This is a genomic window from Actinoplanes derwentensis (assembly GCF_900104725.1).
GTDB lineage: Bacteria > Actinomycetota > Actinomycetes > Mycobacteriales > Micromonosporaceae > Actinoplanes > Actinoplanes derwentensis.
In genome coordinates, this window is sequence record NZ_LT629758.1 from 8,270,757 (window position 1) to 8,295,010 (window position 24,254).

Genomic DNA, 24,254 nt, shown 5'->3' on the forward strand with positions numbered 1-24,254 from the left:
CCATGACTACTCGCACCGCGTCCCGACCGATTGAGGCCACGATGATCGACCCGTCGCTGGGGCTGCCGACCATTACGATGGCCGTCCCCATGCCGGGTTTCCCGTCCCATCGGGAGTTCGTATTGGTGCGCCTCAACGACGACGGTCTTCTCTACGCGTTGACGTCCGTGGAGGACCCGGAGCTCCGGTTCCTGGTGGCCCCGCCGGAGCCGTTCTTCCCGGATTACGCGCCGGAGATCGAGAATCAGGTGTTCGCAGCCCTGAACAGCAAGGACCCGGACCGGTTGCTGCTGCTCACGGTGATCACCGCGAGCGAGCACGAGACGACCGCGAACCTGCTGGCCCCGATCGTCGTCGACCGCGACAGCATGCGGGCCATGCAGGTGGTCCTCACCGGCACGGACTATCCGGTCCGGGCGATCCTCAATCGGAACTTCTGATCCTCGCGTACTCAAGGCGCGGTCGCGTTCGCTCGCGACCGCGCCTTCGCCATGTGGTCCGGTCCGCGAGCGTTTGTCATGTGGTCCGGTCCACGGGCCTTCGCTATGCGGTCCGGTCCACGGATGGAGGAGGGCACCGATGCTTGTGCTGACCCGGCGGGCGGGGGAGAGCGTGATGATCGGCGACGACGTCGTCATCACGGTCCTGGAAGCTCGCGGTGACGTCATCCGGCTGGGCATCCAGGCCCCCCGGGAGGTGCAGGTGCATCGCGAGGAGGTCTACCGCGAACTGCAGGAGGCCAACCGGTCGGCCGCCTCGCCGACCGCCGACGCCGTTCACGCGCTCACCCGGATGCTGGACCACCCCGAGAAGGACGCCGAGTAGGACCGATCGGGAGAACGCCCGCCGCGTGGTCGCGGCGGGCGTTCACTCGTTCCGGTACGCACCTGTCCTGCACCGGCGGCTGACCCCGGAGACAACGTGCGGCGGGCATCCTCGTGATCGAGCGGGAGAATCCCGCCTCATTCAGCCGGGGAGTCGACGTGAGCGCAGAGCGCGAATCAGTCATCGGTGGCGGTGCGGTCGGTACGGCCTGCGCGCTCGACCTTGCGGTGGACGCCCACGTGCACACCGGCTTCTCGGCGGGCCGGGACGCCGTCGGCGTGGTGGTGTCGGCCGCCGATCAGATCGGCCTCCGCGCGCTCACCTTCGCCGACCAGGCCGGCCCGGAGACCACCTGGCTCCCGGCGTACGCCGACGCGGTGCGCCGTGCCCGGCACCGCACCGAGATGACCCTGCGGGTGGCCGTCGAGGTCGAGGTGGTCCGCGCGGACGGCTGGCTGGCGCTGCCACCCGATCTGGCTCCACTGGACGCCCTGTCGGTGGCGGTCTCCGCCCTGCCGGCCGGCGGCGAACTGCTCAGCCCACGCGAGGTCCGGTCCCGCCTGGACACCGGCCTGCTGGTCCCCGGTCAGGTGGCGGAGCTTCTGGTGGCGGCCACGATCAAGGGCCTGGAACGAGCCTCCCGGTACGCCCCCGCGCAGTTGGCCCGCCCGCTGGTGCTGTTGACCCAGGTCGGGATCGACGACTCGGTGATCACCCCGGACCTGGTCACCGACCTGGCCGCGGCCTGCCGGATCACCGGTTCGCTGGTGGAGGTCAGTGAGTCCTGGCGCAGCCCGTCGCCGCGGGTGGTGGAGATGCTGCTGGACGCCGCCGTGACGGTGGTACCGGCGAGTGACGCCCGGTATGCCGCGGAGGTGGGCCGCTGGCACTACCTGCGAAGGGTCTGAGAAGAACGGCGAAACCGAACACGTTCCGCATCGCTCTACGTACTCTCTGTGATGCCAGCACTTCAGTATGGGAGAGTTGCGATGAGCATGGTTCAGCAGGCTATCGAAGTCAGTGCACCCGTCCACACGGTGTACGAGCAGCTCGCGGCGTTCGAGAACTACCCCCGCTTCATGACCGGTGTGCGGCAGGTGACGGCGGTCGGCGCCGACCAGACCCACTGGATCATGGATGTCGACGGTAAACGCCGCGAGTTCGACGCCCAGATCATCGAGCGATCGCTGGACGAGCGCGTCTCCTGGTCGACCATGGAGGGCCCGCTGCTCGCCGAGACGATCACACTGCGCCCGATGGGGGACGCCAAGACCCAGATCGTCGCCCAACTCGAGGCCGACATCGCGTTCCTCATGCCCAGCGACCGGCACGGACAGGAGTCGCTGAACCGCCGGCTCAAGGCCGATCTCACCACCTTCAAAGGGCTGGTGGAGAGCGGTGTGCTCGGTGGCCGCCCGATTCCGCACGGCGGCGCCAGCAGCAAACAGGTGGCCGGCCGGTCGCACACCCTGCTGCCCGGCCTCAGCATGGAGGCCCCGTCCCCGGCCACGGTGGCCGCGCGCATCCGGAACCGGACCGGCCCCGCACCGCACCCGGGCGCAGGCTGGGACAACGGTGGCGCCGCGGCCGGATCGGCCCCGATGGGCGGCCGCAACACCGGCTCCGACATGTGGGGCAACGGCATGATCAACGAGGAAGAACGCGGCTGACGCGGACCTTCTCAAGAGGCCTGGAACGCTGCGGCGTTCCGGGCCTTTCGCGTCAGCGGAGACGGTCAGTTGGGGGCGGTCTCCAGCGTCACCAGCAGGCACGCGCCCTGTGGCGAGGCGTGCTCGTAGTGCACTGCCCCACCGTTCGCCTCGACCAGGTGCCGCACGATGAACAGCCCGAGCCCGGCGCCCCGGATGAACCGCCCGAACAGGTTCGGCAGCACGTCCTGAGGAATCCCGTTGCCGCTGTCCTGCACCACCAGCCGGACCGTTTCGCCCGGCTGCCGCTCGCCCCGGATCCGGACCGGCGGCGCCCCGTGGGTCAGCGCGTTCCTCAGTAGGTTCTCCACCACCAGGGTCAGGTGCCCGCGGTCGGCCAGCGCGACGAGGTCGTCGTCGATGTCGATCGTCACCTCGGCGGCGCCGGTGGCGGACGCGCGGACCGCCTCCACCGTCTCCAGCAGCGGCACCGGCACCCGTCGCGCGGTGACCGTGCCGGTGTCCAGCCGGAAGAGCAGCTGAAGGTCGTTCATCATCTTGATCAGCCGACGGGTGTTCTTGTCTATCTTGGTGGCGAGTTCTAGCCGAATGTCGTCCGGCAGGTCCACCCAGTCGGCGCAGAGTAGTTCGGCGAGACTGGCGATCGAGCTGATCGGCTGCGCCACGTCGTGGGTCAGCATCGAGGTCAGGTCGTTCTTGAAGGCCAGGGCCGCGGCCAGGTCGGCGTTGCCTTGTTCCAGCTCCGCCGCGTGCGCGGTGAGCGCCACCTCGGCCTGCTTGCGCTCGGCGATGTCGACGTAGGTCGCGACGTACCCCCGCGGAGCGCCGGCCGCGTCCGGGATGGCCGCCATGGTGGCGAGCACCGGTACGTCGGTGCCGTCGGCCCGGGGCAGAAGCCAATCGCCGCCGGTGCCCGGTGGGGGCAGCGGCGGCGATTCGGCGGGCAGGCCCTCGTGTCCGGTGAGTTCCCGCCAGCGGCGGTTCACATCGATCACCTGATAGTTCGCGTCGAGGACCATGACGGCCTCGTTCATCGACTGGAGCAGGGTCTCCGCGAAGTCCTGCCGGTCCTTGAGCTCCGCCACCAGATGACGTTGCCGCCGGTCGGCGTCGCTGAGGCTGCGGACCAGGTAGGCGAGGACGGCCAGCAGCGCCAGTGCGGCGAGGATCACGCCGGTGCTCACCGCGGCCACCGGGCGGCTCGCGCCGGATCGCGCGGCGAAGGCGCTGACCAGGGCGGCGACCACCGGGGTGGCGATCAGGGCGGGAGCGAGTCGGCGGACGGCCACTCGGGGCCCGGACTGGTCCATGGTGTGCAGCGGCCCGGTCTCGGGGCGGGCCAGGATGGTGCCGATGGTGAGCGCCAGCAGGGGCGCGGCCAGGTACACCGGCATCACGCTGTCCGGTCCACGGCCGGGCGGGAAGGCCGGCTCGAAGAGGCGCGGCACCAGGGCGACCAGCGCGATGATCGCGGCGCCCAGCAGCAGCGGGTCGGCGACCCGATAGGTGACACCCGCACGGGTGGGCATCCGCAGGTCCAGGCAGGCGAGCGCCAGCCCGGTCAGGACGGTGGCGACCGCGGCCGCCGGATGGCTGACCAGGGTGGCAGCGCCCACACCAGCGGCGGCCAGCGCGAAGACTGCGGACGCGCCGATCCGGAGCCGGGTGTTTCCGGCCGCGACCGGCATCACCTGGAGGACCAGGGCGATCCCGGCCGGGATCAAGGCGACCGCGGGGGTACGGCTGAGGTCCGCCGCCGTGAGCTCGGCGATGGACGTGTGCAGTGCTCCGAAGACGGCGACGGTGGCTCCGGCGCACCCGGCGATCAGCCGGGACAGCCTGCCCACGTCATGCGCCGCGATATGCACAAATACCCCCAAGACGTGAGGGAGCGAGCATATCGCGGGCTATCCCGTCGAGCGGTTACTTGCCGGCCCAGTCGAAACCGTCCTCGATGCGGATCTTGCTGGCGATCTTCGCGATGTCGGCACGGTGCCGATTCGCGTGATGGCCGCAGAAGGCCAGGTCTCCGCCGCTGGTCAGGACGACTTCCAGCTTGGCGGCCGCCCCGCAACGATCGCAGCGGTCGGTCAGCTCGCCGACGGTGTCGATCTCGGGCGACAGCAGTGCGGTCATATCGCTCTCCTTGTTGCTCGGGTGGCGGTGCTCAGTGGCGGTACAGCGGTCCTGACAGCGAGATGTTCGGCCCACCGCACGGTCGGCTTAGAGGTTCCAGGTGTGACGAAACCCCGCCTCGCACCGCGATTCGTGCTACCGGGTGGAAACCCGGTGGAACCCGGGGACGCTCTCGGCCCCGGTCAACCCTTTCCCACAGCCGCCCTCGGCATACCCCCGGGCCGCGCATGTCACGTCGGCCTCGCGGGAGCTGTCCTGCGAGTGCGGCGGTGTGGTCGACGGTAATTATCCCGCCACGGTACGCGGTTTCCACCTGAACGCCACCTCTGCTCAAGCCCACCACCCGACTGCCGCCCCCGGATTCCGCGTGCTGTTTCGTCGGCCAACCGCCTCCGCCGGAGCCCGGTGACGGATAGCGTGAGAGCGACCCCAGCCACGAGGAGGACCGAGATGTCCGAGGCGCCGGGCGCCGAGAGGCCGACAGTCCTGATCGTGGACGACGAAGAGGATCTGCGCGACATCATGCGCCGGATGCTGGAGCGGCGTGGTGGGTACGCGACGCTTGCGGCCGGAGACGAGGACGAGGCGCTCACCATCGCCCGGGACCATCCCGCCGCGATCGACGCGTTGATCGCCGACCTGACCCTGCCCGGGGCCTCCGGCGGTGACCTGGCCAAACGGATCCGCGAACTGCGACCCGGCATCGCCGTCGTCTTCGTGTCCGGTCTGCCCAAGGACATCGCGGTCAGCAAGGGCCAGATCGAGGACGAGGACGTGCTGGTGAAGAAGCCGTTCACCGCCGATGCTCTGATTGAGGCCCTGCGCGACGCGCTGGACCAGAAGAAGGCCGAGGTGGACGAGGGTTAAGCCGGCCAGGGCACGGTCAGCTCCCCGAGACGCCAGCGGGCCGGGCCGCCGAGCACCGGCAGGCCCTCGTCCCGCAGCCGCCGCACCGTGGCCGGCCAGCGCTGCCGCGGTCCGAACGGGGTGGCCTCGGTCTCCCACGCGCGACTCAGCGCCCGCAGCAGCTCGTGCACCGGATGGCCGGGCACGTTGTGGTGGATCAGCGCCTTCGGCAGCCGTTCGGCGAAGACCGCCGGGTGCTCCAGCGACGGCAGCCGGGCGGAGAGCGTCAGGGTCTCCGGCACACCCTTCGTGACCACCGCCCAGGTGGCGATCCGGCCCAGTTCGTCACAGGTCCCCTCGACCAGCAGGGCACCGGTCGCGGTCATCGCCCGCCAGGCCGCCGCCACCTCCGCCTCGGAGTACTGCCGCAGCACGTTGAACGCGCGCACTACCACTGGCGACAGCCCCGCCAGCTCGAAACCGCCGCGCCGGAACTCCAGCCACGGCGGATCCGCGAACGGAAGCGCGTCGCTCACCCGTACCGGATCGATCTCCAGACCGGCCACCGCGACGTCCGCGCGGACCGCGACCGCCAGCCGGCCCCGCAACTCCACCGCCGTCACCGGAGTGGCCCCATAACCCAGGTCGACGACCAGCGGCTGCGCCGCCCCGATCAAGAGCGGACCGCAGCGGTACGCGATGAAGTTGTCGACCCTGCGCAGCCGGTTGGGGTTCGTCGTTCCCCGGGTGATCGCGCCGACGGGCTTCACCCCTACTGCTCCCGGTGCACCTTGTGCTGGGCCGCCTGGGCGATCGGCCGCACCACCAGGCGATCCACGTTGACGTGCTGGGGGCGGGTGGCGGTCCACGCGATGCAGTCCGCGATGTCGTCGGCGACCAGCGGCTCCTTGACCCCGGCGTACACCGCATCGGTCTTGGTCTGGTCGCCGCCGAGCCGGTTGAGCGTGAACTCGTCGGTCTGCACCATGCCCGGGTCGATCTCGATCACCCGCACCGGCTTGCCGGACAGCTCCAGCCGCAGCGTCCCGACCAGAGCGGTCACGCCGTGCTTGGCCGCCACGTAACCGCCACCGCCCTCGTAGGGGGTGAACGCCGCGGTGGACCCGACCGTCACGACCGTCCCGGCACCACTGGCCTCCAGCGCCGGGAGCAGCGCCTTGGTGACCCGCAGGACGCCGAGGACGTTCACGTCGAACATCCACTGCCAGTCCTCGACCGACGCCTCGGCGACCGGGTCCACCCCCCGGGCCCCGCCCGCGTTGTTGACCAGCAGCGTCACCGGTGCGCCCAGTCCGGTCACGGTCTCGGCCAGCCCGGCCACCGACTCGTCCGAGGTGACATCGCACTCGACCGCGGTGGCGCTCGCGCCGATCTCCTCGACCAGCGCCTTCAGCCGGTCCGCCCGGCGGGCCGCGACCACGACGTGGAAGCCCTCCCGGGCCAGACGGCGGGCGGTGGCCGCGCCGATCCCACTGGATGCCCCGGTGACCACTGCGATGTTCTGCATGCGCCGATTCTTTCGCACCCGCCGGTCCCCGGCGCCGGGTCCATGACCTGGATCACCCCGGGTCGTCCGAGTAGTGGCAAGGCGTACGCCGATGGGGAAGATGAAGCTTCGCGTAACAAGTTTTCATGTACGACATCCGGGAGGAGCCCGAGTGCCTGAGCAACGGTCTGGTGGCCGGTGGCCGACTCCCCGCCGGATAGCCACACTCTCCGTGCACACCTCGCCCCTGGAGCAACCGGGCACCGGTGACGCCGGCGGCATGAACGTGTACATCGTCGAGATCGCGAAGCGGCTGGCCGAGCGCAACGTCGAGGTGGAGATCTTCACCCGCGCCACCGCCAGCGGTCTGCCGCCGGTCGTCGAGATGGCCCCCGGCGTGCACGTCCGGCACGTGACCGCGGGCCCGTTCGAGGGCCTGGCCAAGGAGGAGCTGCCCGCCCAGCTGTGCGCGTTCACCAACGGCGTGCTGCGAGCCGAGGCGGCACACCCGCCGGGTTACTACGACCTGATCCACTCGCACTACTGGCTCTCCGGCCAGATCGGCTGGCTGGCCCGGGAGCGCTGGGGCGTGCCGCACGTGCACACCGCGCACACTCTGGCCAAGGTGAAGAACCGGTTCATCGCCGCCGGTGACCGTCCCGAGCCGAAAGCCCGGGTGATCGGTGAGGAGCAGGTCGTCGCCGCTTCCGATCGGCTGGTGGCGAACACCGACTTCGAGGCGCAGGACCTGATCACCCACTACGGCGCCGACCCCGCGCTGGTGAGTGTCGTACCGCCGGGTGTCGATCTGCGCCGGTTCCGTCCCGGTGCGGCCGACCGGGCCCGGTTCGGTCTGCCCGAGCACGGCCGGATCGTGGCCTTCGTCGGCCGGATCCAGCCGCTCAAGGCCCCCGACGTGCTGATCGCCGCGCTCGCCGAGATGCGGGCCGCAGGTTCCGAGGCCACCCTGGTGATCTGTGGCGGGCCCAGCGGCAGCGGCCTGGACCGGCCGTCGTCGCTGATCGAGCTGGCCGCCACGCTCGGGGTCACCGACTCGGTGGTGTTCCTGCCCCCGCAGACCGGCGACGACCTGGCCGCCCTGTACCGAGCCGCCGACCTGGTGGCGGTGCCCTCCTACAACGAGTCTTTCGGGCTGGTCGCGCTGGAGGCGCAGGCCTGTGGCACGCCCGTGGTCGCCGCCGCCGTCGGTGGTCTGGTCACCGCGGTCCGGGACGGCGTCAGCGGCGTGCTGATCGACGGGCACGACCCGGCGACCTGGGCGAAGGTGCTGGAGCGGCTGCTCGACGCGCCCGGTCAGCGGCACCGGCTGGCCGCCGGGGCGGTCGCGCACGCCTCGCAGTTCTCCTGGGACCGCACTGCCGAGACGCTGCTGCGGGTCTACCGTGACGCGGTGAGCGAGCATCGGGCACTGATCGCGGCGAGGGTCGAGGGAGTGACGTGCGGATGGTGACCGAGCTGATCGAGCAGGCACTGACCGGCAACGGGCTGGAGTGGGAAGCCACCGGTGACGGCTCGTACGTGGTCACCCTGCCGGGCACGCACAAGCTGAAGACCGCCTGCAATCTGATCGTCGGCGAGCACGCGCTGCGGATCGAGGCGTTTGTGATGCGCCGGCCGGACGAGCGCCACGAGGAGCTCTGGGCCTGGCTACTGCGCCGCAACGCCCGGATGTACGGCGTCGCCTTCTCGATCGACGCGGCCGGTGACGTCTACCTGACCGGAAGGGTCTCGCTGAAGGCTCTGGACGCCGACGAACTGGACCGGATCCTCGGTTCGGTGCTGACCTACGCGGACGAGTCCTTCGACACGATGCTGGAGATAGGTTTCGGTTCGTCGATCCGCCGTGAGTGGGAGTGGCGGGTCAAACGCGGTGAATCGACGGCGAACCTCCAGGCCTTCACGCACCTGTTCGACCCATCCTGATCGATGTGATCATCAAGTCGGACTATCCGTGCCGGCCGGCCCAATGTCGACATGATTCGTCTCGCTCATGAGTTTGTTGCCTATCGATGTATGGGCTGTTGCGATCCTGGGTACTGGCGGCCGCCTGGGGATTCGCTGACAGTCTGCTCAGCGCCGCTATTTTCCGCGCCGTTGTTACCAGGCGGTATGAGTCGTGATTTCTTCCGCCACACAAACCCATACGACATCCCCACAAACCCATACGAGTGATTGGCGGATCATCCGATCGGTTGGTTGTTCGGCAATGTGACGGTTGAGACAGATGTCGACACGAAATCGGGTTGTGAGGCTTGACTGCCCCAACTAGCGTGGTCGATGGACGCCGAGCCGTTAGTTCGGGGAACGGGTCGATCAGCAATGATCGCCACGGTTCGGCGTTTGGGGACGGGTGGCATCAGCCGTTGGGGGACGGCGCGACCCGAGACCGGCGGTTAGTGCGGGCGGCGCCTATGGGGATGGGTGTCGTCCGCCGCCGCCGGTGCTTCACTTCACCGCGATGTCCGACATCGTCGCCTCGTGCTCCCGCATCTGAGTCGCCCGCCGTGACCGTGCCGGCCCGGCGATCACCTGACCGGCCGCCACCAGCGCACAGATGACGAAGCAGGTCACCCACAGCGCGGTATCCCCGGCGTTCTGCAGCATCAGGCCGCCGAAGATCGGGGCCAGCGCCGACCCGGCCTGCCAGGACAGCGAGTTGAGTCCCTGATAGCGCCCTCGCAGGGCGCTCGGAGCGAGCGCGGCGATGGTGGCCGCGTTGCTCGGCGACTGGAGCATCTCGCCGAGCGTCCAGATCACCACGGTGCCGGCGAGCGCCAGAGCCGACCCGGCGACGCCGACCAGACCGAATCCGGCACCGACCAGCAGGGCGCCCGCCGCGAGCACCCGGGCGCTGTCCCGGCCCTGGATGAGCCGTGGGACGAAGAGTTGGCCGCACACGATCAGCACGCCGTTCACCGCGATGATCGTGCCGTAGTCGGTGGCCGAGAATCCGTCGGCGATCATCGAGAGCGACAGCGTCGACCCATGCTGGAAGATCACCAGCACGGTGAGGAAGTTGAGCCCGACGAAGGTCAGGAAGACCCGGTCCCGCCATGCGCTGCCGAGCCCGCCGCCGGTGGGCGCCACCGCGGCGATCTCCGCCGACGGGCGGGCCGGGCGGGTCTCGGCCAGGAAGATCAGGCTGATCACCGCGGTGATCAGGGTGGTGGTGGAGTCGACGACGAAGAGGATCAGGTAGTCCACCTGGGCGGCGAGACCGGCGCACACCGCGGCGAGCGCGAATCCCAGGTTGATGGCCCAGTAGTTCAGCGAGAAGGCCCGGACCCGGTCGGCCTCCGGCACGATGTCGATCATCATGGCGCCGAACGCGGGCCGAGCACCTTCGGCGAACAGGCCGAGCACGAAGGCCGCGGCGAGGATCTGCGGGTACGTCTGGGCGAAGCCGAGTGCGAGCATCAGCGCCGACGCGCCGAACTGGGCGATCAGCAGGGTCGGCCGGCGGCCCCAGCGATCGGACAGCACGCCGCCGGTCATCGTGCCGATCGCGCCGCCGACCCCGTAGATCCCGAGGACCAGACCGGCCTGGCTCTGCGAGAAGCCCCGGTCACTGGTCAGGTAGATGCTCAGGAAGAGGACGACGAACGAACCGATCCGGTTGATCAGAGTCCCGGTCCAGAGGAACCAGAACTGTCGCGGCAGCCCTCCCGCGGTCTGTCGTAACCAGCCTCGCACCGGAACCTCCCCGTAAGTGTTGATCGAGACTTATTCCCTTACATGACGGGGTTCGGCGCAAGCGAGTTTCGCTGTGGTGGCGGACACGTGACGGGTGGCCCTACGCGCCATCCGACCACGGGGGAAGATGGGTTCATGACTGGAACCCTGGTGCTGCTGCGGCACGGCAACAGCGAGTGGAACGCCAAGAACCTCTTCACCGGCTGGGTCGACGTCGACCTGGACGCCAAGGGTGAGACCGAGGCCCGGCGCGGCGGCGAGCTCCTCAAAGAGCAGGGGGTGCTGCCCGACGTGGTGCACACCAGCCTTCTGCGCCGCGCGATCCGCACCAGCGAGATCGCACTGCACATCACCGACCGGCACTGGATCGAAGTGAAGCGCCACTGGCGACTCAACGAGCGCCACTACGGTGCCCTGCAGGGCAAGGACAAGAAGCAGACCCTGGAGACGTACGGCCAGGAGCAGTTCATGCTGTGGCGCCGTTCGTTCGACGTCCCGCCGCCCCCGATCGAGGACGACTCAGAGTTCTCCCAGGCCGGCGACCCGCGGTATGCGAGTCTCGCCCCGGAGATCCTGCCGAAGGCGGAGTGCCTGAAGGACGTGCTGGAGCGGGCGCTGCCCTACTGGTACGACGCGATCGTCCCCGACCTGCGGGCCGGTAAGACGGTGCTGGTGGCGGCGCACGGCAACTCGCTGCGGGCCATCGTCAAGCACCTCGACGACATCTCCGACGACGCGATCGCCGGGCTGAACATCCCGACCGGCATCCCGCTGCGTTACGACCTGGACGAGAACCTGCGCCCGACCAACAAGGGCGGCACGTACCTCGACCCGGTCGCCGCGAAGGAGGCCGCCGAGGCGGTCGCCAACCAGGGCAAGAAGTAACAAGAAGGCCGGGCCACCCCCGTGGCGGCCCGGCCTTCTCTTTTACCTGTCAGTCTTCTCTACCTGTCAGTCCTCGGTCTGGGTGCTTTCGGCCTGAGCGCTCGCGGTCTCACCGGTGATCAGGTAGATCAGGTGCTCGCCGATGTTGACGGCGTGGTCGGCGTAACGCTCGTAGAAGCGGCCCAGCAGGGCTCCGTCGATCGCGGTCTCCGCGCCGTACGGCCAGTCCTCGGCCAGCATGATCTTGAACAGCTCGCGTTCGAGGTCGTCGATCGCGTCGTCGTCCCTCTCCAACTCGGCCGCGAGCTCGGCGTTCGGCTTGGCGAGCAGGTTGGTGATCTTCTCGGCCATCTTGTCGGCGACCTCGGCCATGCCCTTGAAAGCCGGTCGCAGCTCAGCCGGCACGGCCGGAGACGGGTGCCGGCGGGCCGCGGTCTTCGCCACGTGCTCGGCCAGGTCGCCCATCCGCTCCAGGTCGGCGCCGATGTGCAGGGCGGTGATGACCCGCCGCAGGTCGGAGGCGACCGGCGCCTGCCGGGCGATGGTGTCCGCCACCTTGATCTCGACCTGCTCGTAGATGGCGTCGACGTCGGCGTCCCGCTCGATCACCGACTGGGCGGCCTTCAGGTCGGCGGTCAGCAGGGCCGAGGTCGCCTTGCGCAGTGCCGCGCGGACCGACTCCGCCATGGTCACCAGCAGACGGCTCACCTCGACCAGATCGGCCTGGTACTCCTCGCGCATTTCCAAATCCTCTTTCAGTGGCGAACGGCCGGGTGTCTGCAGCTCACGCTATGGGGGTGGTGCGGCCTGAACGTGAACACCGGTGAACGACGCCAAGCCTGGCGGTGAACATTGTTCGACGCGCGACCGATTTGCCGTAATGGCCCTGGGGTTCAGGTAAACAATGACCCTACGATCGCAGCGTGGAGTGGGAATACGCCATCGGCATGGTTGCTGCCGCGCTTGCCGTCGGCGTGGGAGCGGGACTCGCCCTTGCCCGGATTCGCCGACCGGGCGGACCGGCTCGGACCGGGGAACCGGAGGGGAGCGCTGCTATCGAACCGGACGACGATCGCCCGGGAGGCAAACACGGCCTCAAGGGGCTCGGACGGAAGAGCCTCGATTCGTTACGGGTGGGAGTCGTCGTCCTGGACGCCGACGATCATCCGGTTCTGGTCAATCCGGCGGCGCGGGCGATGGGCCTGCTCCGCTCCGGAGGAGCACCCGGCACCATCGCGGCTCATCCGATCCTGCGGACACTGGCCGGCCAGGTGCGCCGGACCGGGGTTCGCCGGGAGGTCGAGCTCGATCTGCCGCGCGGCCGGGCCGGTGGCGGGCACGCCCCGCTCGGCCTGCACCTGCGGGCCGTCGCGCTGAACTCGACACACGTCGCGGTCGAGGCCGCCGACGTGACCGAGTCGCATCGCCTGGCCCGGGTCCGCCGTGACTTCGTGGCCAACGTGAGCCATGAGCTGAAGACCCCGATCGGGGCCCTTCAGCTGCTGGCCGAGGCGCTGCTCGACGCGACCCAGCTGCCCGAGGCGGCCCTGGTGGACCAGTCCGAGGATCTGCTGGCCGCGCGTCGTTTCGCCGAGCGGATCCATCACGAGTCCGCCCGGATGGGCCGGCTCGTCAACGAACTGCTCGAACTCACCAGATTGCAGGGTGCCGAACCGCTGCCCAACCCGGAGCCGGTCTCGCTGGACTGGGTGATCGCCGAGGTGATCGACCGGACCCGCACGACCTCGTCGGCCAAGAACATCGAGATCTCGTACGAGGGCCCGAAAGGCTCGATGGTGTCCGGCAGTGACAGCCAAATCGCCACCGCGGTCACCAACCTGGTGGAGAACGCGATCGCGTACTCGGGCGAGGACACCAAAGTCTCGCTCACCATGCGGCACACCGACGACTGGATCGAGATCGACGTCACCGACCAGGGCATCGGTATCGCCCCGCATGACGTCGAACGAGTCTTCGAACGGTTCTACCGTGCCGATCAGGCCCGGTCCCGGTCCACCGGCGGCACCGGCCTCGGCCTGGCCATCGTGAAGCACATCGCCACCAACCACGGCGGTCGCGTCGACGTGACCAGTTCACTCGGCGACGGTTCTACGTTCACCTTGCGCCTACCGGCGCGTCCCCCTGAGTCCCCCTCGTCGTCACCGACGGCGATTGAGATCGAGTCCGGTGTGGCCGGGCGTTAGCCCGTCCGCCGACGACGGAAGGAACTGCATTGGCCCGCGTGCTAGTGGTCGAGGACGAGGAGTCGTTCTCCGACGCCCTGTCATACATGCTGCGTAAGGAGGGGTTCGAGGTCTCGGTCGCCGCGACCGGCACTTCCGCTCTGACGCAGTTCGACCGGACCGGTGCCGACATCGTGCTGCTCGACCTGATGCTGCCGGAGATGTCCGGCACCGAGGTCTGCCGTCAGCTGCGGCAGCGTTCGGCGGTTCCGATCATCATGGTCACCGCCCGGGACAGCGAGATCGACAAGGTGGTCGGCCTGGAGATCGGAGCGGACGACTACGTCACCAAGCCGTACTCCCCTCGGGAACTCGTCGCCCGGATCCGCGCCGTGCTGCGCCGGCAGGGCACTGAGGCCGCCGAGGTCACCACGCCGACCCTGGCCGCCGGCCCGGTCCGGATGGACGTGGAGCGGCATGTGGTGACCGTCGACGGTTCCGGCGTGCAGCTGCCGCTCAAGGAGTTCGAGCTGCTCGAACTGCTGCTGCGCAACGCCGGCCGGGTGCTCACCCGGGGGCAGCTGATCGACCGGGTCTGGGGCGCCGATTACGTCGGTGACACCAAGACGCTTGACGTGCACGTGAAGCGGCTGCGCTCCAAGGTGGAGCCGGAGCCGTCCGCGCCGCGCTACATCGTCACGGTCCGGGGGCTCGGCTACAAGTTCGAGCCATGATCTTTACTTGATACGAGACTACCCTGCATGAGACTATGGTGATGCCGGGATGACCCGCCCGTGATCGGGTCATCCCGGTGTTTTCCCTGCCGTCCTGTCACTACTGTCTTGCCGGTATCCACCGCACTTCTCGTCTCCACTGCCTTGCCGTTCCACCGCTCCGTTGCTTTACCGCTTTGCTTTACCTCTACCGCAAGGCGTCGGGGTGTCCTGCCGCGGTGAGGGCCGCGGTCAGCGCGGCGATGGCCTGGTCGGTGATCAGCCCGCGGTCCCCGGCCGGATAGCCCCGCTCCGCCCAGCACTGGCAGGCGGCGTCGAGGAAGCTCAGATAGCCGTAGATCGCATAGTCCAGCCGTGGGTCGTCCGGCAGTTTCAGCAGCTCACGCAGCAGATCGGCGTAGGTGTCGCGGACCTCGCGGCGCAGCCCGACCGCCGCGGCCGGCTCACCACTGGGTGACTGCACCGGGTTGAGCCAGCCGGTCGACCACTCCGCGACCACGTCGAGATAGATGCCCACCGTGGTGGCCAGCCGATCCCGTGAACCGCCCGGAGTGGCCTCGATCGCGTCACGCTGCCGATCGAGCAACTGACCGACGCCGGCCTCGATGACCGCGATGTAGAGCCCGCTCTTGCCCGCGAAATAGCGATGCACCAACGCCTCGGAAGCGCCCGCCGTCTCGGCCACCCGCGCGACCGAGACCCGGTCGTAAGGCTGCGCCCCGAACGCCTCGCCGGCCACCCGGAGAATCTCCAGTCGGCGAGTCTCGGCGTCGAGTCGTTGGCGGGGGCGGCGGTCCGTGCGTGGCATGAGTCGACCTTACCGGTTTTAGTGAGCTAAGCTCAGTTGGTTACTGAGTGATGCTCACTAAGGAGAGTGCTCATGAACGGCTGGATCGACCACGCTGTCTGGTGGCACATCTACCCACTCGGCTTCACCGGTGCACTCGACGCCGACGCCGGCGCCGCTGGCCCTGGCCTTGGCCTTGGCCCTGGGCATCGGCTCACCCGGCTGGTCGACTGGCTGGACTACGCCGTTGAGCTGGGTGCTTCCGGGCTTCAGCTCGGGCCGATCTTCGCCTCGGAGACCCACGGTTACGACACGGTGGACCATTTCCGCGTCGACCCGCGTCTCGGGGACGACGCCGATTTCGACAAGCTCGTCGGCGCGGCCCGGGAGCGGGGCCTGCACCTGCTGCTCGACGGGGTGTTCAACCATGTGGGGCGGAGCTTCCCGGCGCCCGATCACTGGTTCCGGCGCACCGAGTCCGGCGATCTGGCGGTGTTCGAGGGCCACCACGGCCTGGTCGCTCTCGATCACGACGAGCCCGAGGTCCTCGACCACGTGGTGCGGGTGATGGATCACTGGCTGACCCGGGGCGCGTCCGGGTGGCGGCTCGACGCGGCCTACGCGGTGTCGCCCCGCTTCTGGGCCGCGGCGCTCGACCGGGTGCGGCCACGGCATCCCGGCGCGTGGTTCACCGGCGAGGTGATCCACGGTGACTACGCCGCCTATCTCCAGGAGAGCGGCCTCGACTCGATCAGTCAGTACGAGTTGTGGAAAGCGATCTGGAGCAGCCTCAACGACCGCAATCTCTTCGAACTGGCGTGGGCGCTCGACCGGCACGGCACCGTGCTCGACGCCGGTCTGCCGCTCACTTTCACCGGCAACCACGACGTCACTCGCCTGGCCAGCCGCCTCACCGACGAGCGGCACCTAGGACACGCGCTCGCAGTGCTGTTCACGGTCGGCGGCGTGCCGAGTGTCTACTACGGCGACGAGCAGGCGTTCCGCGGCGTCAAGGAGGAGCGGCCCGGCGGCGACGACGAGATCCGGCCGCCGTTCCCGGCCGGTCCCGGAGAGCTTGCCCCGTTCGGCTGGCCGACCTACCGCCTGCACCAGCGACTGATCGGCGTCCGCCGCCGCAACCCGTGGCTCAGCCACGCCCGCACCAGCCATGCCCACCTGGCCAACGAGACGGCTGCCCTGGTCTCCACCGCGCCCGGCGACCCCACCCGCCGAATCGTCACGCTGCTCAACGTCGGCGACGCACCGTTCACTTTCCCGATCGACCACACGGGCCTGACCCTCTTGGAGTCAGACACCCCCGGCGACGGCCGGCCCTCGGCAACCGTCCCACCCCACGGCTGGTCGATCCTGGGCTGACACCCCAACCGGGTCCGTAACTGCGTCCGGCACAGGGCGGTCCCAGGACTTTGCGGCTGGCGGCCGGCTCGTCTCAGGACTTGCGGCCGGCGGCCGGCCCGGCGGTGGCGTTGGCCGCTTTCCTGGCGGCGGTGGTGGCCGGGTGGACGGCGATAAGGCCGGACTTGAGGCGGGCGTCGCAGAGTTCGGCGAGCTTGGCGTAAGCCGCCTCGCCGAGCAGCTCGGTCAGTTCGGGGGCGTAGGTGACGTACATCGCGTCGGTCCCGACATGGGCGTCCGGTGACGATGTGCACCACCAGGCCAGATCATGACCGCCCGGCCCCCAGCCGCGTCGGTCGAATTCCGTCACCGTGGACTGCAGCAGCTTCACGCCGTCCGGCCGGGTGATCCAGTCCTGCTCGCGGCGCACCGGCAGCTGCCAGCAGACGTCCGGTTTGTAAGCGAGTGGATGTTTGCCGTCCCGCAGCGCCTGAGCGTGCAGCGCGCAGCCGCCACCGCCGGCGAAGTCGTCCTCGTTGTGGAAGACGCACGGCCCGTCGGCGGAGCGGGTGGCTGTCCGCCGCGCGGGTTTGGTCCCGTCGACGGTGTCCACCTCGGTCCAGTTCTTGAAACCGCGCCGGTGGTGCTGCCAGGTCAGCGGGGTGAGTTTGAGGACCGCGGCCTTGACCCGGTTCTCGTCGTCGGTATCGGTGAAGAAGGCCCCGTGCGAGCAGCAGCCGTCCTCGGCCCGGCCCGGCAGGATGCCCCGGCAGGCGGAGCCGAAGACGCACGTCCATCGGGAGAGCAGCCAGGTCAGATCGGCCCGGACCACGTGCTGCTCGTCAGCAGGATCAAGGAACTCGATCCACTCGCGAGGGAAGTCGAGCGATACTTCCCGAGGTGGCGTCTTGCGGCTCATCCGGGTCAGCGTACGCCCATCAGGGCATCGTGACCGTTTACAGCTGATATATCCGGGCCTGTTGCGCGCGGCTACGCTGGAGGGCGTGACTTCCCGCGTACCCGTGCTTCTCTCCAGCTCCTCGGTGTTCCCGGAGCCGACCGCGGCTGCGTTCGAGATGGCGGCCACGGTCGGCTACGACGGTCTCGAGATCATGGTGTGGACCGATGCCGTCAGTCAGGACGCCGGCGCTCTCAAAGGCCTGGCCGAGCACTACGGCGTGCCGGTCCTGTCGGTCCATGCCCCCTGCCTGCTGGTGACCCAGCGGGTGTGGAGCTCCGACCCGTGGGAGCGTCTGTCCCGCGCCGCGCAGCTCGCCGAGTCACTCGGCGCCCCGACGGTGGTGGTGCATCCACCGTTCCGATGGCAGGGCGATTACGCGCGCAACTTCGCCGAGGGCCTAGCCAAGGTCCAGACCCGGCATCCCGGCCTGACCTTCGCGGTGGAGAACATGTTCCCGGTGAAGATGGCCGGCCGCTGGGTGGTGCCGTACAACCCGGGCTGGGATCCGACCGAGACCGGTTTCGACGCCTACACGCTTGACCTGTCGCACTGCGCGGCCTCGCGCATCGATGCGCTGGAGATGGCCGCCAAGATGGGTGCCGGCCTGAAACACGTGCACCTCGGCGACGGCACCGGCGAGGGCCGCGACGAGCACCTGGTGCCGGGCCGCGGCAACCAGCCGTGCGCGGAGCTGCTGCGTTCCCTGGCCGGCCGTGGGTTCACCGGTTCGGTAGCGCTGGAGATCAACACGCGCAAGGCGGCGAGCCGTCCGGCCCGCGAGGCGGACCTGCGGGAGGCGCTGGAGTTCGCCCGCAAGCACCTGGAGCAGGCGCCTGCCGTCACGCCGGGGTGAGTGACCCGGCGGCGCGTTTGCGGGCCCGGTGCGCGGCGACGTGCGACCGGGTCGCGCAGCGTTCCGAGCAGAAGCGACGGCAGTTGTTGGACGAGGTGTCCAGGTAAACGTTGCCGCATCGCTCGTCGGCGCAGATGCCGAAGCGGGCGCTGCCGTACTCGCAGAGCCAGACGGAGAGTCCCCAGGCGGCGCCTGCCAGGTACTCGGCGCTCACCGACGACCCGCGGCTGGTCACGTGCATGTGCCAGTCTCCGGCGTCGTGGCCGGAGATGCGTGGCTGCACCGGGTACATCTCGAGAAGTGCGTTCAGTTCCTGCACGGCGTCGGCGTCCTGTCCGGAGGTACCGTGCTCGAAGACCTGGCGCAGGCGGCGCTGCGCACGCCGGAAGACGGCCAGGTCCTTCTCAGCGACCTGATCGCGCATCCAGGCTTGATCGCCGGAGAACAGAGCCCGCAACCCGGCGAGATCGTCCAGGCCGGCGTTGACGAGGTCGATCGCCGTCCGGGCGTACGCATCGAAGTTCACCCGACAACGGTAGCCGCACCTGACCCCATGGGGCACGTATGTGATACCCGGTCGAGTCGGGCACATGGGAATCGACGCCGCTCCCGAGGATCCGCGCCGGACCCGGAGGTTACGCTCGGCGCATGCTCCGTTCCCTGTTTCTCGCCGCGGCCGGGTCCGCCCGGCTCGAGCGACTGGCCGAGTCCGCCCCTGTCAGCAGGGGGATCGTGCAGCGTTTCGTGGCCGGTCGTGGTGCCGACGACGTGCTGCGCGTCAGCCGCGATCTAGCGGACGACGGTCTGGCCGTCAGTCTCGACCATCTGGGTGGGGACACCCGGACGATCGAACAGGCGGTGACCACCCGGGACGAGTACCTCGCGGTGCTCGGCCGCCTCCGCGACCTCGCCCTGACCCCGGCTGTCGAGGTGAGCCTCAAACTCTCGGCTCTGGGTCAGCGGATCGACGAGAAATTGGCGTACGAGCACGCTCGCGCCGTCTGTGCCGCGGCCGCCGAGGCGGGCACCACGGTGACTCTGGACGCCGAGGACCACAGCACCACGGACGCCACTCTGGAGACGCTGGCCGAGTTGCGGAAGGACTTCCCTTCGACGGGGGCGGCCCTCCAGGCGCACCTGCGGCGGACCGAGGGCGACTGTCGCGAGCTGGCCACGTCCGGTTCGCGGGTGCGGCTCTGCAAGGGGGCGTACTCGGAGCCCGAGTCGGTGGCCTTCCAGTCGGCTCTGGACGTGGACAAGTCGTTCGTGCGCTGCCTGAACATCCTGATGTCAGGGGAGGGCTACCCGATGGTGGCCACTCACGATCCGAGGCTGATCTCGATCGCCGAGGACCGGGCCCGCTGGTTCGACCGTTCCACCCGGGAGTACGAGTTCCAGCTCCTGTTCGGGGTCCGTCCCGAGGAACAGGCCCGGCTGGCCGCGAGCGGGCACACCGTCCGCGTCTACCTGCCGTACGGGGAACAGTGGTACGGCTACCTGATGCGCCGCCTCGCCGAACGCCCGGCGAACGTAGGCGTTCTGGCCCGTGCCGTCACCTCAAAGAAGTAAAAGGGTCTAAATCGCCACAGATCCGGCGTGTCTTCCTTGACTTTTTGTGGGCATTTCACGGAACGTATCGCGTTGGTCACAGCAGTATCGATACCGTTCTGATGACACGCACGTCGTCCCCGCGGCGTCCGGGAGCCCCCGGCCGCGGCGGATCGTGCCAGCGAAAGGATCGGTGCGACGCGATGACGGGTCCAGCACAGACCGAGGAACGACTCTCTGAGGTTCGGTTTCTGACGGTGGCCGAGGTTGCCTCGCTGATGCGGGTCTCCAAGATGACCGTCTACCGGCTCGTGCACGGCGGTGACCTCACCGCGGTCCGGGTCGGTCGCTCGTTCCGTGTGCCGGAGCACGCGGTGCACGAGTACCTGCGCGGAGCATTCTCGCAAAGCGCCTGACGGACGGGGCCGTGTTGGCCCGACTGGAGCATGCCGGTACGCTGGACCGGTTGGTTCCCGGGTCCGTCGCTGCTCCGGGCGCCCTTCAGTCAGGTTTCCGGTGATCCCCTCGGGGTATGAGCCGGATCCCCATCCACAGGTTCGAGAGGCAGTTCGTATGGGCTCCGTGGTCAAGAAGCGCCGCAAGCGTATGGCGAAGAAGAAGCACCGCAAGCTGCTGCGCAAGACCCGCGTCCAGCGTCGCCGTCTCGGCAAGTGATCGAAGGCCGGGCTGATGCCCGGCCTGAGGATCTCAACGTGACAGCACCGCCTAGCGTTGTCGTGGTCACCGGGGTCAGCCGATTTCTCGGCGCCCAGGTCGCTGCACGTCTTGCCGCAGATCCCCGGATCGATCGTGTCGTCGGTCTGGATCCGCACGACCCTCCGGCGGGCCTCCTCGGCCTGCTCGAGGGAGTGGAGCGAATCCGGGCCGACGCGCGTGCGGCCACCGAAGCCATCGCCGATCTCGGCGCCGAGGCCGTCGTGCATCTCGCCATCACGAGCGTGCCCGACGCCAAACACGGGCGCGCCGCGATGAAGGAACAGAACGTCATCGGCACCATGCAGGTGTTGGCCGCCGCTCAAGGGGCGCGCAGGCTGCGCAAGCTGGTGGTGCGTTCCTCCACGGCCGCTTACGGTGCCTCCTTCCGTGATCCCGCGGTCTTCACCGAGGACACCGAGCCCCGCGCGGTTCCGCGTGGCGCGTTCGCCCGCGACATCCTCGACATCGAGGGTTATGTCCGCGGATTCCGCCGTCGCCGGCCCGAGGTCGCGGCGACCGTTCTCCGGTTCGCCCCGATGATCAGCTCGTCCGCCGAGACGTCGCTGACCCGCTATTTCGCCCAGCCGGTGGTTCCCACGGTGATCGGCCGGGACGCCCGGCTCCAGTTCGTCCACGCCGAAGATGCCCTCGAAGTCCTGCACCGTTCGGTGATCGAGGACCATCCGGGCACCTTCAACGTGGCCGGCTCCGGGGTGCTCATGCTCTCCCAGGCTGTCCGCCGGGCCGGCCGGGTCTCGCTGCCGGTGCCCGAGACGGCTCTCTCCAGTGGTGCCGCCATGCTCCGCCAGTTCGGTGTCGAGCAGATCGGGCTGGACCAGATCGACCTCTTCGTACACGGCCGGGTGGTCGACACGACCCGGCTGATCAACGAGTTCGGCTTCACGCCACGGACCACCGCGGCCGCCTTCGAGGAGTTCATCCAGGCGCACGCCGAGGGCTCCACGATCACCGCGGACCGGCTGGCCGTGGCGGAGGCCGCCATCCTGGACGGCATCCGCCGGGCTCGCGCGGCCGCGGCGGAGGTTAAGCCATGAGCCAGGACGAGTTCCGTAGCGACATGCTGCCTGGGCACACCGACTTCCAGCTGCCTGAACCGCCGCCGGTGCAGCGGGTCAACGGGCGCCGCCCGATCCCCGAGAAAGCCGCGCACCCCGAGAAAGCCGCGCCGGTACCGGAGGAGACGGTCCCGGAGGCGGATGTCTGGGATCAGCGAATCGCTGACGGTCTGGCCTTCTTACGGCGGCGACTGGCCGGAGCGTACGAGGTCGATGAGTTCGGTTTCGACCAGGAACTCTCCGAGGCCGTCTTCCATCCGATGATGAAACTGCTCTACCGGGACTGGTTCCGGACCGAGGTCTTCGGTATCGAGAACGTGCCGGCCGAGGGCAGTGGCCTGGTGGTCGGCAACCATTCCGGCACGATCGCGCTGGACGCCCTGATGTTGACCGTCGCGCTGCGGGACAGGCACCCGCTCAATCGGCACCTGCGCCTGCTCGGCGCCGATCTGGTCTTCCGGATGCCGGTGATGAGTGAGCTGGCCCGGGCGGCCGGTGCCACCGTCGCCTGCAACCCGGATGCCGAGCGTCTGATGACTTCCGGTCAGCTGGTCGGTGTCTTCCCGGAGGGTTTCAAGGGCATCGGGAAGCGGTTTGCCGACCGTTACAAGCTGCAGCGGTTCGGCCGGGGCGGATTCGTCTCGGCAGCGCTGCGGACCGGCACGCCGATCGTCCCGGTGGCGATCGTCGGCGCCGAGGAGATCTATCCGATCCTGGCCGACCTGAAGCCGGTGGCCCGGCTGCTCGGTGTCCCCTATTTTCCGGTCACGCCGACTTTCCCCTGGCTGGGACCATTGGGCATGGTGCCGCTGCCCAGCAAGTGGCTGATCGAGTTCTGCCCGCCGATCCCGACCACGCATCTGACCGATTTCGCGGACGACCCGCTTGTCGTCTACAACCTCGCCGATCAGGTCCGCGAGACCGTCCAGGCGGCGGTGCACGAGCTGCTGGAAAGACGCCCGGACCCGTTCGGGCCGTAAGAGCCGGGTAGAAGAGTAAGAGCGGGGTGAAAGTCGGGCCAGGTGAGAGCCGATAAGTGCCATTCTCCTGGAGTGGAACCGATCGTCCGTCCTATAGTGACGGTTGAGGGGCGGCCCCGGAGTTTTCTCCGGCACCGCCCCTCGCCATCTGTTCGGAACTGATCAGAAGAGGTCGCTGAGCAGTCCGCCCAGCACCCCGTCCTCTTCTGTACCGGGAATGTCCGTGGTGCTCATCGTGTCGGTCGGTGTCGGCGAGACGCCGGTGGTGCCGACCGGCGTGTCGCTCGTCTCGGCAGCCGACTTACTGGTCCGTGGTTCTGCGGACCCGGTCGTCTCCGGATCGGTGGTGGCCTTGGTCCGGTTCTGCCGTGGCGTGCTGCTCTGATCGGCCTGCTTGGTGCCGGGCCGGCCGGAGTCGCTGTGTTGCTGTTGCTGCTGCGTCGGCGAGGTGCCCTGCGGTGAACCGTTCTGGTCCTCGGCGGGGGTGGTGCAGTCGCGCAGTTTCGGCCCGAGCGCGTCGGACCCGGCCGGTGTGACCTCGTCGCAGGCCAGCCCGGTGCGTAGTGATTCGGTGCGCTTGACCACGTCCTGGAGCAGGCCGAGGGATACGGCCGCCCGTTCCCGGTTGGCGGTGGAGAGTTTTTCCAGCGCCGGGTGCAGGACCTTGCGCTGATCGATGGCGAAGCCGTCCAGCGTGGCCAACGGTGCGGTGTCCTGCTGGGCCGCGGCCGACGTGGTGAGCAGCCGGACGCCCTTGCGGGTGTCGGCATCCATGTCGTCCAGGACCAGGGCGAACTCGCGTTCGCCGCCCTTCATGGCGACGGCTTCGGAGAGCCGGGTCCGGGCGAAGTCCAGGGACAGCTGGCCCCGGGTCACATCGGAACCGGCGATCGCCAGCTGGGCGCGTTCGGTCTGGCGTTTGACGGTGTAGAAGACGTCACCCGGGAAGGCGCTCTCGCTGGCCGCGGAGATTCCGGAGACGGCCATCGCACCGGCGGCGACGCCGATGATGATCGCCCCACGGGCCCGTATCCGGCGGCCTAATCTCGGGCGCCGGGCCGCGGCTTCGATGATCGGATCGGGTTCGGTCTCGGCGGCGGTCCGCCCGATGCCGTCCCGTTCGGCCGTGGCGACCAGCATGGCGCGCAGGCCGACGCGGAACTCGGAGTCGACCGGTGTCGCGATGCGGGCCGCCGAAAGCCGGTTACCGATGGCGACCAGCCGGTTCAGCTCTTCGTCGGTCTGCCCACGGCTGTGGTGCCGGCGCGTGCCACCGGAGTCGGCGATCGATTCCGCGAAGCGCTCGGCACTCCGGGAGTTCGGGAATGCGAACTTCACCGTGGGCACCTCCCCTCGCTCGTGACTGTCTCGCCGGCCTGGCGGACGGCGTCGGCGACCGAACCGCGAGACACGGTCCCGGGTCGCACCCGGACAAACGCGCGACACGCGGCCCCGGTTACGGGTGACTGACGGTTC

27 protein-coding genes are annotated in these 24,254 nt (G+C 69.1%); 17 read left to right on the forward strand and 10 right to left on the reverse strand.

Annotated elements, in window-relative coordinates:
• Positions 1-2 precede the first annotated feature (2 nt).
• The 4 genes from fliW to BLU81_RS36815 all read left to right on the forward strand — a co-directional run bounded on the left by fliW (position 3) and on the right by BLU81_RS36815 (position 2,495).
• On the forward strand, positions 3-440 hold the full coding sequence (gene fliW / locus BLU81_RS36800; RefSeq protein ID WP_092552077.1) for a flagellar assembly protein FliW: 438 nt from the start codon (positions 3-5) through the stop codon (positions 438-440).
• A gap of 139 nt (positions 441-579) precedes the next feature.
• Positions 580-825 (forward strand): carbon storage regulator CsrA, encoded by a 246-nt coding sequence (gene csrA / locus BLU81_RS51675; RefSeq protein ID WP_092552080.1) that lies wholly within the window; start codon positions 580-582, stop codon positions 823-825.
• Between the two features lie 158 nt (positions 826-983).
• Positions 984-1,733 carry a hydrolase gene (locus tag BLU81_RS36810; RefSeq protein WP_092558167.1) on the forward strand — a complete coding sequence of 250 codons (750 nt, stop codon included), beginning with the start codon at positions 984-986 and terminating at the stop codon, positions 1,731-1,733.
• An 81-nt stretch (positions 1,734-1,814) separates the two neighbouring features.
• Positions 1,815-2,495 carry an SRPBCC family protein gene (locus BLU81_RS36815; protein WP_231953696.1) on the forward strand — a complete coding sequence of 227 codons (681 nt, stop codon included), beginning with the start codon at positions 1,815-1,817 and terminating at the stop codon, positions 2,493-2,495.
• Positions 2,496-2,560: 65 nt separating this feature from the next.
• Here BLU81_RS36815 and BLU81_RS36820 read toward each other — a convergent pair whose 3' ends face one another.
• Entirely contained in the window at positions 2,561-4,342 is a 1,782-nt protein-coding gene (locus BLU81_RS36820) for a sensor histidine kinase (protein ID WP_231953697.1), read from the reverse strand.
• A 76-nt stretch (positions 4,343-4,418) separates the two neighbouring features.
• Entirely contained in the window at positions 4,419-4,631 is a 213-nt protein-coding gene (locus BLU81_RS36825) for a DUF7455 domain-containing protein (protein WP_092552083.1), read from the reverse strand.
• 450 nt (positions 4,632-5,081) lie between these two features.
• Between BLU81_RS36825 and BLU81_RS36830 the strand changes: the two genes are divergently transcribed.
• Positions 5,082-5,498, forward strand: a complete 417-nt coding sequence (locus BLU81_RS36830; protein ID WP_092552086.1) for a response regulator — start codon at positions 5,082-5,084, stop codon at positions 5,496-5,498.
• Here BLU81_RS36830 and BLU81_RS36835 read toward each other — a convergent pair.
• Both BLU81_RS36835 and BLU81_RS36840 read right to left on the reverse strand, forming a co-directional pair.
• Positions 5,495-6,247, reverse strand: coding sequence for an SAM-dependent methyltransferase (locus BLU81_RS36835; protein WP_092552089.1), 753 nt, complete (start codon positions 6,245-6,247; stop codon positions 5,495-5,497). The genes BLU81_RS36830 and BLU81_RS36835 overlap by 4 nt on opposite strands.
• A 2-nt stretch (positions 6,248-6,249) precedes the next feature.
• A complete protein-coding gene (locus BLU81_RS36840) occupies positions 6,250-7,005 on the reverse strand; it encodes an SDR family oxidoreductase (protein ID WP_092552092.1) in 756 nt (251 codons plus the stop codon).
• A gap of 100 nt (positions 7,006-7,105) precedes the next feature.
• Between BLU81_RS36840 and mshA the strand changes: the two genes are divergently transcribed.
• Positions 7,106-8,455, forward strand: a complete 1,350-nt coding sequence (gene mshA, locus BLU81_RS36845) for a D-inositol-3-phosphate glycosyltransferase (RefSeq protein WP_092558173.1) — start codon at positions 7,106-7,108, stop codon at positions 8,453-8,455.
• Positions 8,449-8,928, forward strand: a complete 480-nt coding sequence (locus BLU81_RS36850; protein WP_092558175.1) for a type III secretion system chaperone family protein — start codon at positions 8,449-8,451, stop codon at positions 8,926-8,928. The genes mshA and BLU81_RS36850 overlap by 7 nt, the downstream gene beginning before the upstream one ends.
• A 522-nt stretch (positions 8,929-9,450) precedes the next feature.
• Here BLU81_RS36850 and BLU81_RS36855 read toward each other — a convergent pair.
• Positions 9,451-10,698, reverse strand: coding sequence for an MDR family MFS transporter (locus tag BLU81_RS36855; RefSeq protein WP_092552095.1), 1,248 nt, complete (start codon positions 10,696-10,698; stop codon positions 9,451-9,453).
• A gap of 135 nt (positions 10,699-10,833) precedes the next feature.
• Here BLU81_RS36855 and BLU81_RS36860 point away from each other — a divergent pair, with 135 nt between their 5' ends.
• Complete coding sequence (locus tag BLU81_RS36860) at positions 10,834-11,583, forward strand: phosphoglyceromutase (RefSeq protein ID WP_092552098.1); 750 nt, start codon at positions 10,834-10,836, stop codon at positions 11,581-11,583.
• Between the two features lie 66 nt (positions 11,584-11,649).
• Here BLU81_RS36860 and phoU read toward each other — a convergent pair whose 3' ends face one another.
• The gene (phoU, locus tag BLU81_RS36865) at positions 11,650-12,324 is read right to left on the reverse strand and encodes a phosphate signaling complex protein PhoU (protein WP_092552101.1); all 675 of its coding nucleotides are present in this window, start codon (positions 12,322-12,324) and stop codon (positions 11,650-11,652) included.
• Between the two features lie 182 nt (positions 12,325-12,506).
• Here phoU and BLU81_RS36870 point away from each other — a divergent pair, with 182 nt between their 5' ends.
• Both BLU81_RS36870 and BLU81_RS36875 read left to right on the forward strand, forming a co-directional pair.
• On the forward strand, positions 12,507-13,787 hold the full coding sequence (locus BLU81_RS36870) for a sensor histidine kinase (RefSeq protein ID WP_373873331.1): 1,281 nt from the start codon (positions 12,507-12,509) through the stop codon (positions 13,785-13,787).
• Between the two features lie 29 nt (positions 13,788-13,816).
• Positions 13,817-14,500: a response regulator transcription factor gene (locus tag BLU81_RS36875; protein ID WP_045740134.1), complete on the forward strand. Its 684-nt coding sequence runs from the start codon at positions 13,817-13,819 to the stop codon at positions 14,498-14,500.
• Positions 14,501-14,687: 187 nt separating this feature from the next.
• Here BLU81_RS36875 and BLU81_RS36880 read toward each other — a convergent pair whose 3' ends face one another.
• Positions 14,688-15,308 carry a TetR/AcrR family transcriptional regulator gene (locus tag BLU81_RS36880; RefSeq protein WP_092552103.1) on the reverse strand — a complete coding sequence of 207 codons (621 nt, stop codon included), beginning with the start codon at positions 15,306-15,308 and terminating at the stop codon, positions 14,688-14,690.
• A 72-nt stretch (positions 15,309-15,380) separates the two neighbouring features.
• Here BLU81_RS36880 and BLU81_RS36885 point away from each other — a divergent pair, with 72 nt between their 5' ends.
• On the forward strand, positions 15,381-16,664 hold the full coding sequence (locus BLU81_RS36885; protein ID WP_092552106.1) for an alpha-amylase family glycosyl hydrolase: 1,284 nt from the start codon (positions 15,381-15,383) through the stop codon (positions 16,662-16,664).
• Positions 16,665-16,737: 73 nt separating this feature from the next.
• Here BLU81_RS36885 and BLU81_RS36890 read toward each other — a convergent pair whose 3' ends face one another.
• Positions 16,738-17,562, reverse strand: coding sequence for a hypothetical protein (locus BLU81_RS36890; protein WP_092552109.1), 825 nt, complete (start codon positions 17,560-17,562; stop codon positions 16,738-16,740).
• An 85-nt stretch (positions 17,563-17,647) separates the two neighbouring features.
• Between BLU81_RS36890 and BLU81_RS36895 the strand changes: the two genes are divergently transcribed.
• Positions 17,648-18,457, forward strand: coding sequence for a sugar phosphate isomerase/epimerase family protein (locus BLU81_RS36895; RefSeq protein ID WP_092552112.1), 810 nt, complete (start codon positions 17,648-17,650; stop codon positions 18,455-18,457).
• Here the strand turns inward: BLU81_RS36895 and BLU81_RS36900 are convergent.
• Entirely contained in the window at positions 18,444-18,983 is a 540-nt protein-coding gene (locus tag BLU81_RS36900) for a CGNR zinc finger domain-containing protein (protein WP_092552115.1), read from the reverse strand. The two genes, BLU81_RS36895 and BLU81_RS36900, sit on opposite strands and share 14 nt — an antisense overlap.
• Before the next feature lie 122 nt (positions 18,984-19,105).
• On the opposite strand from BLU81_RS36900, the gene BLU81_RS36905 reads away from it, so the two are divergent.
• From BLU81_RS36905 to BLU81_RS36925, 5 genes are all read left to right on the forward strand, one after another.
• Positions 19,106-20,026 carry a proline dehydrogenase family protein gene (locus BLU81_RS36905; RefSeq protein ID WP_092552118.1) on the forward strand — a complete coding sequence of 307 codons (921 nt, stop codon included), beginning with the start codon at positions 19,106-19,108 and terminating at the stop codon, positions 20,024-20,026.
• A 182-nt stretch (positions 20,027-20,208) separates the two neighbouring features.
• Positions 20,209-20,421 (forward strand): helix-turn-helix domain-containing protein, encoded by a 213-nt coding sequence (locus tag BLU81_RS36910; protein ID WP_092552121.1) that lies wholly within the window; start codon positions 20,209-20,211, stop codon positions 20,419-20,421.
• Between the two features lie 157 nt (positions 20,422-20,578).
• Entirely contained in the window at positions 20,579-20,680 is a 102-nt protein-coding gene (locus BLU81_RS36915) for a 30S ribosomal protein bS22 (RefSeq protein ID WP_007465623.1), read from the forward strand.
• 38 nt (positions 20,681-20,718) lie between these two features.
• Complete coding sequence (locus BLU81_RS36920; protein ID WP_092558179.1) at positions 20,719-21,777, forward strand: NAD-dependent epimerase/dehydratase family protein; 1,059 nt, start codon at positions 20,719-20,721, stop codon at positions 21,775-21,777.
• The gene (locus BLU81_RS36925) at positions 21,774-22,778 is read left to right on the forward strand and encodes a lysophospholipid acyltransferase family protein (RefSeq protein ID WP_092552124.1); all 1,005 of its coding nucleotides are present in this window, start codon (positions 21,774-21,776) and stop codon (positions 22,776-22,778) included. Before BLU81_RS36920 ends, BLU81_RS36925 begins: the two co-directional genes overlap by 4 nt.
• Positions 22,779-22,940: 162 nt before the next feature.
• Here BLU81_RS36925 and BLU81_RS36930 read toward each other — a convergent pair whose 3' ends face one another.
• The gene (locus tag BLU81_RS36930) at positions 22,941-24,116 is read right to left on the reverse strand and encodes a DUF5667 domain-containing protein (protein WP_092552127.1); all 1,176 of its coding nucleotides are present in this window, start codon (positions 24,114-24,116) and stop codon (positions 22,941-22,943) included.
• Positions 24,117-24,254 lie beyond the last annotated feature (138 nt).